The organism is Anaeromyxobacter sp. SG66 (assembly GCF_022690805.1).
GTDB classification, from domain to species: domain Bacteria; phylum Myxococcota; class Myxococcia; order Myxococcales; family Anaeromyxobacteraceae; genus Anaeromyxobacter; species Anaeromyxobacter soli.
In genome coordinates this window covers 1-6974 of the sequence record NZ_JALCZC010000158.1, presented here as the reverse complement: position 1 = coordinate 6974, position 6974 = coordinate 1, and the positions used below count along the sequence as shown (strand labels likewise).

The window sequence follows — 6974 nt, the reverse complement described above, 5'->3', positions numbered from 1 at the left end:
GAACACGGTAGTTAAGCCCACCAGAGCCGATGGTACTGCACCGGAAGCGGTGTGGGAGAGTAGGTCGCTGCCGCATTTTTTTCTTGGCCCGCTGGCGCAATTCGCGCCGGCGGGCTTTTTTCTTTTGTCGCGCTTGCGCACCGACACGGGCGTCGGATCGCGCGGCCGAGGCGCTCGCGCCGGCACCCGGGCGCCTCGTTCCGGTACACTGGCGCCTCTCTGGAGGTCAGCGATGAGTCGGGTCGTGGTCGGAGTCATCGGCGGGACGGGGCTCGGTGAGGCGCTCGGGGCGCTCGGGGCAGGCGAGCAGCGTGAGATCGACACGCCCTTCGGGCGCCCCTCCGGACCGATCACGCTCACGGAGGTGGCCGGCGTCCCGGTGGCCCTCCTGTCGCGCCACGGCGACGGGCACATGCGGAACCCGTCGGCCGTGCCCTACCGCGCGAACATCTGGGCGCTCAAGTCGCTCGGCGTGACCCACGTGCTCGCGAGCGGCGCGTGCGGGAGCCTCCGCGAGGAGGTCGCGCCGAAGCACCTCGTCATCCCGGACCAGGTGATCGACCGGACCTTCCGGCGGGCGGGCACGTTCTTCGACGAGCTGGCCGTCCACGTGGAGCTCGCGGCGCCGTTCTGCAACACGCTCCGCAACGTCCTCGTGAAGGCGGGCACCGGGTTCCCGGCGCGCGTCCACCAGGGCGGCACGTACGTGTGCATGGAGGGGCCGCAGTTCTCGACCCGGGCCGAGAGCGAGCTGCACCGGAGCTGGGGCGCCTCGCTCATCGGGATGACGCTGATGCCCGAGGCGAAGCTCGCCCGGGAGGCGGAGCTCTGCTACGCGGCCGTCGCCCTCCCCACCGACTACGACTGCTGGAAGCCGCACCCGGCGACCCTCGACCAGGCGAAGCTCATCGAGGAGATCCTCGGGAACGTGAAGGTCGCGACGCAGAACGCGCTCGAGCTCATCCGGCGCGCGATCCCGCAGGTCGCCGCCATCGAGAAGCCGTGCGCGTGTCAGTCCGCGCTCGCGCTCGCGATCTGGTCCGACCGGTCGCGGCTCTCCCCGGAGGTCCGCCAGAAGCTCGGGCTGCTCCTCGGCAAGTACCTCGGCTAGGAGGGCGGCGCGAACCACGGCCCGGCCCGGCGACCCCGCAGGTCCGGTGGTATGAAGTCGCGGTGACGCTCCTCCACGCCGCCTCGCTCCGGCTCGCCTTCGGCAGCCGCACCGTCTTCGACGGGCTCACGCTCACCCTCGAGGAGGGCGAGCGCGTCGGGCTCGTGGGCGTGAACGGCTCGGGGAAGTCGTCGCTCATGCGCATGCTCGCGCGCGCGGCGGAGCCGGACGCCGGCGAGGTGCAGCTCCGGCGCGGCGCGCTCGTCACCTACCTGCCGCAGGAGCCCACGTTCCCCGCCGGGGCGACCGTCGCGTCCGAGCTCGAGGTCGCGCGCGCGCCGCTCCGCGCGGCGATCGACGCGCACGCGGCGCTCTCGGCGCGCCTCTCGGCCGAGCGCGACGTCGCCGCCCACGATCGCCTCCTCGTGGAGCTCGCGCAGCTCTCGGATCGCATCGACCAGCTCGGCGGGTGGGACACGGCGCACGAGGCGCGGCGGCTGCTCGACCGGCTCGGCGTGAAGGAGTGGGACCGCCCCGTGGCGGAGCTCTCGGGCGGCACGCGCAAGCGCGTCGCGCTCGCGCGGGCGCTGCTCACGCACCCCGATCTGCTCCTCCTGGACGAGCCGACGAACCACCTCGATGCCGACACCGTCGACTGGCTCGAGGAGGAGCTCGACCGGCTGAAGGGCGCGCTCCTCCTCGTCACCCACGATCGCTACTTCCTCGACGACCTCGTGGATCGCATCGTCGAGATCGCGCCGGGCGCCGGCGTCACGAGCTACCCGGGGAACTACGAGGCCTACCTCGAGCAGAAGCTCGTGGCCGAGGAGCAGGGGGCGCTCGCGGGGCACAAGCGCGAGCGCTGGATCGCGCAGGAGGTCGCCTGGCTCCGCCGCGGGGTGGAGGCGCGGCGGACGAAGTCGAAGGCGCGCATCGAGCGGGCGCGGCGCCTCATGGCCGAGCGCGGGGCGGAGCGCCCGCGCGTCCCGGAGCTGCAGCTCGCGGCGACGCCGCGCCTGTCGCAGACGGTCCTCGAGGGGCACGACCTCGTGAAGCGCTTCGGCGAGCGGCAGGTCCTCGCGGGCGTGAGCCTCACCGTGCAGCGCGGCGAGCGGATCGGCATCGTCGGTCCGAACGGCGCGGGCAAGACGACGTTCCTGCGGGTCCTGCTCGGCGAGCTGGCCGCCGACGGCGGGCGCGTGGTGGTCGGCGCGCGCACGCGGGTGGCGTACCACGATCAGGGGCGCGAGGCCCTCGATCCGGAGCAGACGGTCTACGAGGCCGCCGGCGGGAGCCGGGACGGCACGCGCGGCGAGGACTTCGTGGAGCTCGGGGGCCGGCGGGTCGCCCTCCGCGACTACCTCGACGACCTCCTCTTCCCGCCCACCGTCCAGCGCATGCAGGTGAAGGCGCTCTCGGGCGGCGAGCGGAACCGGCTGCTCCTCGCGCGCGCCTTCCTCGCCGGCGCGAACGTCCTCGTGCTGGACGAGCCCACGAACGACCTCGACCTCGTCACGCTCAACGTGCTCGAGCGGCTCCTCCTCGCGTTCGACGGCGCCGTCCTCCTCGTCACCCACGATCGCTACTTCCTCGACAAGGTCGCGACCGCGATCCTGGCGTTCGAGGGGGAGGGGAGGGCGGTCCGCTACGAGGGCAACTACGAGACCTATCGCACGTTGAAGGGGCAGGCCGAGGCGGCCGCGCGCGCGGAGGCCGGACCCGCCCGCCCAGAGGTCCGCGCCGCGGGGCCGCAGGCCCGCACGGCGGCGCCGGCGGAGCGCGCGCGCCGGCCGGGGAAGCTCTCGTTCAAGGAGCAGCGGGAGCTCGAGGGCATGGAGGCCGCGATCCTCGCGGCCGAGGAGCGGAAGGCCGCGCTGGAGGCCGCGCTCTCGGACCCCGCCACCTACCAGAAGGACGGCGCCGCGGTCGGCGGCATGCGCGACGCGCTCGCCGCCGCAGGCGTCGAGGTCGAGCGGCTCTACGCGCGCTGGCAGGAGCTCGAGGCGCTGCGCGGCGCGTGATGCCGGGCCTGCGGCGGGCGTCCTCGCTCCTCGCGCCCGCAGCGCTCCTCTGCTTCGAGCCGCGCACTGCGGCGACCTGGCCGTGGGCCTCGCGCGCGTCGCTGCGGCCTCGGCGCCGGTCTCCTGCGCCTTGCGCGCCTATCTCCAGCCCCACGCCTCCGCGCCGTCCGGGATCCTCGCGTACGTCCTGCCGCCGAGCGGCGCGTAGAACGTCGCGTCGAGCGGCAGCTGGGTGGTCGCGTCGAAGACGCCGACCTCGCCCCCATCCGCGCCGGCAGTGAAGGGCACGGTGACCTTCCCGTGCGCCGGCACGACCGTGCCGGCGGGGAGCGCGCTCTGCAGCCGATCGCGGAGGTCGGAGGTGAGGGTGAGGCCCGCGAGATCGCGCGGCGCGTCCTCGCGGTTGTAGAGCTCGAGGAACCCCGGCCCGATCGCGTTCACGACGAGGCCGCCCTCCCCACGGTGCCGCTCCCTGGGGATCTCGCCCCGGAGGAACCCGGTGCGGCGCGTGACGTACTCCTCGAGGAACCGCACCGACGCGGCGGCGAGCTCCTGATCCACCCAGGGATCCCGCTGCAGCGGTCCGGCGATGAGGGCGTGGAGCGCCTCGATGCGCGGGAACGCCTGCGCCTCCGAGAACACGCCGTCGAGCATCTTCTCGACCTCGTCGAGCACCCGGTTGCGGAGCGCGGGCGCGTCCCACAGGCGCTGGAACAGCACCACGAAGGGCGGATGCGCGCTGACGCCGTAGCGCTGCGACTTGTCGGCCGCGACCCCCAGGGTGGCGGGATCGTAGAGCGTGTAGGTCGGGATCGCGTCGTGCCAGTTCGGCGTCGCCGTCGGACTGAGCCCGCGCCAGTACACGATCCGCGCGTTGTTGAGATCCCACGGCACGAAGGACCACTTGCCCGTCGCGGCGTCGTGGACGAGGTAGCTGCCCGAGTCGTCGATCCCCGACCAGCTGACGAGGATCGCGACCGCGTACATGCGGACCAGGCGATCGACGTCGAAGTGCCCCGCGAGCCAGGCGGGGAACTCGTGCTCCGGCGTCCGGTTGAGCTCGCGGAGGAACGTCCAGAGGTCGTCCCACGGCTGCGTCTCGTTCGTCTCCTTCTCCCACTGGCCCTGGTACGAGGCGGGAGGCGAGAGCTTCATCTCGCAGTCGCGGAGGCCGCAGCGGTAGGTCGTGGAGTCCGCGTCGAAGCCGTGATCGCGGAGGAAGTGCTTGTCGTCCGCCTCCTGCACCTCGACGTAGACGCCCTGGTGCTCCCCGTTCACGTCGAGCGTGATGAAGCGCCACCGCGGCGAGCGGACGCCGGCGCCCAGCAGGAGGCCGTAGCAGAACGGGTCGGAGAGGTAGCCGCCGTCGAGGTACTCGGCGAGGTAGTTGCGCGTCCGGGTGGGCCAGGATCCCGTCCCGGGCGCGCCGTCGTGGGTCTCGCCGCTCGTGGGGTGGCGCGTCTTCCAGCTGTGCTTCGGGTGCTCGCGCGCGCCGTCTCCGCGCTGCCGCAGCTCGACGTCGTACCAGGTGCCGCCGAGGTACAGCCGCCCCGGCGCGTACACCTTGCTCCACAGCTGGTAGACGATGTCCGCCGTCGACTGCGGGAACGTGATCGCGAGCGGCTCGACCTTCTGCTGGAGGTCCGGCCAGCTCACCACCTCGGGGACGCGGTCCGTCGGGGTGCCGGGCGTGCCGCAGTCGTTGCACGTCGGCGGGGGCGGATCTCCAGGAGGGGGATCCACCTTCGGGAGGGGCGGGGCGTCGGCGTTGCAGGCGAGGAGCACCGTGGCGAGGAACGCCACGAGGGCGAAGCGAGAGCTCATGCCCAAGGGGCGCTGCAACGCGCGCGCCCCGAGCGCCGGCGTCACGGGCCCGAGTCGCGACCGGGGCTCGAGCGTCGCCCGGCGCAGCCGCGAACGGGGCCGGCCCCGCCCCTCGCGCGACGCGCGTCGAGCGCCACCGGAAGAGGCCTCAGCGCGCGCGCCGGCGCAGACGCCGGAGCGTCTCGCTCACGGCGAGGGCGGCGAACGCGGCGAGCCCGGCGCCCCCGCCGGCGCTGGCGCAGCCACCACCGCGGACGACCGGCCCGCCGGACTGCCAGCTCGAGCCGCCACCTCCGCCCCCGCCGGTTCCGGCGGGCGCCGGCGCGACGTCCTTCGCGATCGTGAACTCGTCGTGGACGACGCCGTCGTGGCGAACGGACTCCACGTGCATCGAGCCGCCGTCGACCGTCACCACCACGTGCTGACCGACCTTCTCCCGGTACGCGGTGAACGGCGCCACCGGCTTCTCGAAGTCGTAGAGCCAGTCGCCCCCGCCGCCGGTCGTCACGTACACCGGCGCGCCGGGGCGATCGTACGCGCCCTCCCCGGTCTTCACCGGCGCGCCGTCGCGCGAGGGCCAGGTGCGCTCGTACAGGTGGTTGTGTCCCTGGAAGACGACGTCCACGCCGTACTCCTGGAAGAGCGGCTCGAGCGCGCTCGCCACCTCCGGGAAGGAGCCGTACTTGCCGGTGGCGAGCACCGGGCGGTGGAGCAGCGCGAGCTTCCACGGCGCCTGGGTGGCCGCGAGGTCTTCGCGCAGCCAGGTGACCATCGAGTCCCGCGTGCAGCCCGCGGTCGCGGCGTCCATCGGCGAGAGGCAGTTCGAGTCGAGCGCGACGACGTGCACGTCGCCCCAGTCAAAGGAGTAATAGCGCTCGCCGTCGGGCCCCTCCGGCAGCTCGAGCGCGTCGAGGTAAGGCTGGGCGTAGGGCAGCCGGTACTCGTGGTCGCCCGGCACCGGCCAGAACGTGGTCGAGGCGAGGAGCGCCGCCATCGGGCGGAACACCGCCGGATCCCAGTCCTCCGCCTTCCCGTCGGGATAGGCGTTGTCGCCCACGGTGAGCACCGCCGACACGCCGCGCGCGAGCAGCGCCGCCGTGTTTCCGGCCTGGATCGGGCCCTGGGTGCCGTAGTCGCCGATGACCCCGAGCACCGTCCGCTGGCCCTCGGCCGTGTCGGGCTCGCCGGGCGTGCGGAGGGTGCCCGTGGCGCGAACCGCTCCCTCGAGCTCGACGCGGTAGGAGACGACGCTCGCGGCGGGCAGGCCTTCGAGCCTGACCACGTGGTGCGCCGTGCCGGCGCTCTCCCCCACCACCGTCCCGCCGGCCCCGAGCTCCGCGACCACGCGCACGGCCGCCGGCACGTCGGTGTTCAGCACGACGAGCGAGGCGTGCGGCGCGGTCTGCTGCAGGAAGGGACCGCGCGTGATCGCGGCGGCCGACGCGAGGCCCGGCAGCACGAGCAGGGTGGAGAGGATCAGCCGGGCGAGCTGGCGCAAGCAGGTCTCCTCGTCGGCCCCTTTGCGGCGCCGCGACGTTCGAGTGGGTGGGAGGACCTGGGGAAACAGGGAGGGCACCGCGATCCATCCCGACCCCGCGAGACAGGGCCATGGCGTTCAGCCGATGGGAAAAGCGTTTCCACTCAGCGGAACGTCCTGGGACCGCGCGGCCGCATGCCCGGGCGTCGAGCGGTGGGCACCCCCGTTGCACCGTGAGCGGTCCGTGAAACCGTTCCGTCACTCGCTCGTCACGGTCGCGCTCGCCCTCGCGGCCACCCTGGGGCTCCCCGGCGGCGCGTCCGCGGAGGAGCCCGCACCCCAGCCGGACCCCGCCGCGGGCGCGCCCGACGATGGGCGCGTGGACGCGCCGGCGACCCGCGGGGAGGTGGGCCCGGCGATGGAGCAGGCTTCGGCCACGCCGCCGAGCGAGCAGGCGCCCGCCGGCGGTGCGGAGGCCGTGCCCGGTCCCTCCGTCGTGCCCGCGAGCACCGCCGCCGCCCGGCCCGCGCGCGCGAGGCCG

4 protein-coding genes and 1 pseudogene are annotated in these 6974 nt (G+C 74.0%); 3 read left to right on the top strand and 2 right to left on the bottom strand.

Annotation, left to right across the window (positions count from 1 at the left end; translation table 11 throughout):
- Window positions 1-232 precede the first annotated feature (232 nt).
- Complete coding sequence (gene mtnP, locus MNZ39_RS22615; RefSeq protein WP_242341361.1) at window positions 233-1111, top strand: S-methyl-5'-thioadenosine phosphorylase; 879 nt, start codon at window positions 233-235, stop codon at window positions 1109-1111.
- Between the two features lie 62 nt (window positions 1112-1173).
- Window positions 1174-3132 (top strand): ABC-F family ATP-binding cassette domain-containing protein, encoded by a 1959-nt coding sequence (locus tag MNZ39_RS22610; RefSeq protein WP_242341360.1) that lies wholly within the window; start codon window positions 1174-1176, stop codon window positions 3130-3132.
- A 138-nt stretch (window positions 3133-3270) separates the two neighbouring features.
- Here MNZ39_RS22610 and MNZ39_RS22605 read toward each other — a convergent pair whose 3' ends face one another.
- Together MNZ39_RS22605 and MNZ39_RS22600 are read right to left on the bottom strand one after the other, a co-directional pair.
- Window positions 3271-4956 (bottom strand): CotH kinase family protein, encoded by a 1686-nt coding sequence (locus MNZ39_RS22605; protein ID WP_242341359.1) that lies wholly within the window; start codon window positions 4954-4956, stop codon window positions 3271-3273.
- A gap of 148 nt (window positions 4957-5104) precedes the next feature.
- On the bottom strand, window positions 5105-6454 hold the full coding sequence (locus tag MNZ39_RS22600; protein ID WP_242341358.1) for a metallophosphoesterase: 1350 nt from the start codon (window positions 6452-6454) through the stop codon (window positions 5105-5107).
- 223 nt (window positions 6455-6677) lie between these two features.
- On the opposite strand from MNZ39_RS22600, the pseudogene MNZ39_RS22595 reads away from it, so the two are divergent.
- Window positions 6678-6974 (top strand): annotated as a pseudogene (locus MNZ39_RS22595) (hypothetical protein); the annotation flags it as partial.

What these genes read in the sequence shown, in the direction of transcription:
- mtnP (WP_242341361.1), top strand. Translation starts at nt 233, where the DNA reads ATGAGTCGGGTCGTGGTCGGAGTCATCGGCGGGACGGGGCTCGGTGAG.
- MNZ39_RS22605 (WP_242341359.1), bottom strand. Translation starts at nt 4,956, where the DNA reads ATGAGCTCTCGCTTCGCCCTCGTGGCGTTCCTCGCCACGGTGCTCCTC.